Below are 1,378 nucleotides of genomic sequence, written 5' to 3' on the forward strand. Positions count from 1 at the left end.
CGACCGGGCCCCCGAATATTGGACACTTTAGGATCAAACCTAAGATAGACACAATCAAACGGCGATTTTAAACGCGTTTACTTCGTTTCTCTCCAGTTTCACTGCAAATTCAGCGGGAGAGTAACCATATAAACTCATGTGAATTCGGCGGTTATTGTAAAAGTCCATGAATTGGTCAAGAACATCGAATGCTTCTTCAAAACTCATAAAGATATGCCGCTTGAAACACTCACGCTCCAAGATACTGTGAAATGACTCAATGTACGCATTTTTGTTCGGAGTTCGGTTCGGTGTTCTTTCATGGATCAGTAACTCTTTGTTGTTCTCGAAAAACTCTCTAAACTTGTGGCTCTTGAACTGCGGGCCATTGTCGGTACGAACAACCAGCGGCGTTTCTTGGGTGTACACGCCTCTTTTTAAGAGGGCCTTGTGTAGAGTGGTAAGCAGATCCTTCGTCTTGGACTCCTTACCGCGGTATTGTCCAACCACATTACGGTCGTAGACATCGATAATACTTGCGGTATAGAAGTAACGTTCCAGGCCGGCGATATAACCATATTTAATATCCATCTGCCACAGCTGGTTGGGTCCTGTAACCTCCATATTGTTTGCGAGACGGCGTGGATAAGACCGTTTAGGTTTTACCGGCTTGCCTAGGATATCGAGCTCCTTGCAGAGCCTGTACACCTTCTTCTTATTAATTTTAAGATGATGCTGCCGGCGTAAGGCAATCGTGAGTTTTCGGTATCCATAGACGGATTCCTCACTTTCCAGCAGCTTCATAATCAGGTGTTTAATCCGCGTATCGGCCACTTTCTTCCCTTCAAAGGTATAGGAGTATCCGGGTACGGGACGCCCGCCTTGAGGGGCTTGTTTAGGATTCGTAAGCTTGAGCGAATAGTAATACGATGAACGCGGAACACCACAGATCTTAAGCACAGGAGCTACCTTGTAGCCCTTTAGGATCCATTTTCGGGCCACTTGAATTGGATGTGGGGATACTTTTTTTTTACAAGATCTCGAAGTATCGCGATCTCCAGTTCTTTCTCGCCAAGGAGTTTCGCTGCCTGTTCATATTTCTGCTCCCACTCTCGAGCAGTCTGTGGATCATTAAGCTGCTTTATGTCCTTTTTCTTACCCATGTTTATCTCCACCTCATCCCTATATTGTTTCACCCACTTGTACAAGGAATAGGGGGAGATTCCATGTTTGCGAGCAGTTAAAGCCACATTCCCCCTGTCCAGTGCCTCCTCGACGACCTGTATTCTTAACTCGTCGAACTTGCTGTGCTGAACTCTCATACGGACTACCTCCAGCTAATATTTATTGTATATTGTTTAGTCTGAAAGTGTCCAAAGTGATTAGGGGGCTTTATAGA

General features: G+C 45.4%; 2 protein-coding genes. Both read right to left on the reverse strand.

Going from position 1 to position 1,378, the window contains the following annotated elements:
- Positions 1 to 54: 54 nt before the first annotated feature.
- Positions 55 to 981 carry an IS3 family transposase gene (locus MJ257_RS24530; protein ID WP_240271791.1) on the reverse strand — a complete coding sequence of 309 codons (927 nt, stop codon included), beginning with the start codon at positions 979 to 981 and terminating at the stop codon, positions 55 to 57.
- Positions 960 to 1,301, reverse strand: coding sequence for a helix-turn-helix domain-containing protein (locus MJ257_RS24535; protein WP_240271792.1), 342 nt, complete (start codon positions 1,299 to 1,301; stop codon positions 960 to 962). Before MJ257_RS24535 ends, MJ257_RS24530 begins: the two co-directional genes overlap by 22 nt.
- Positions 1,302 to 1,378 lie beyond the last annotated feature (77 nt).

Source organism: Paenibacillus timonensis (genome assembly GCF_022427145.1).
In the GTDB taxonomy this organism is placed as follows: Bacteria; Bacillota; Bacilli; order Paenibacillales; family Paenibacillaceae; genus Fontibacillus; species Fontibacillus timonensis.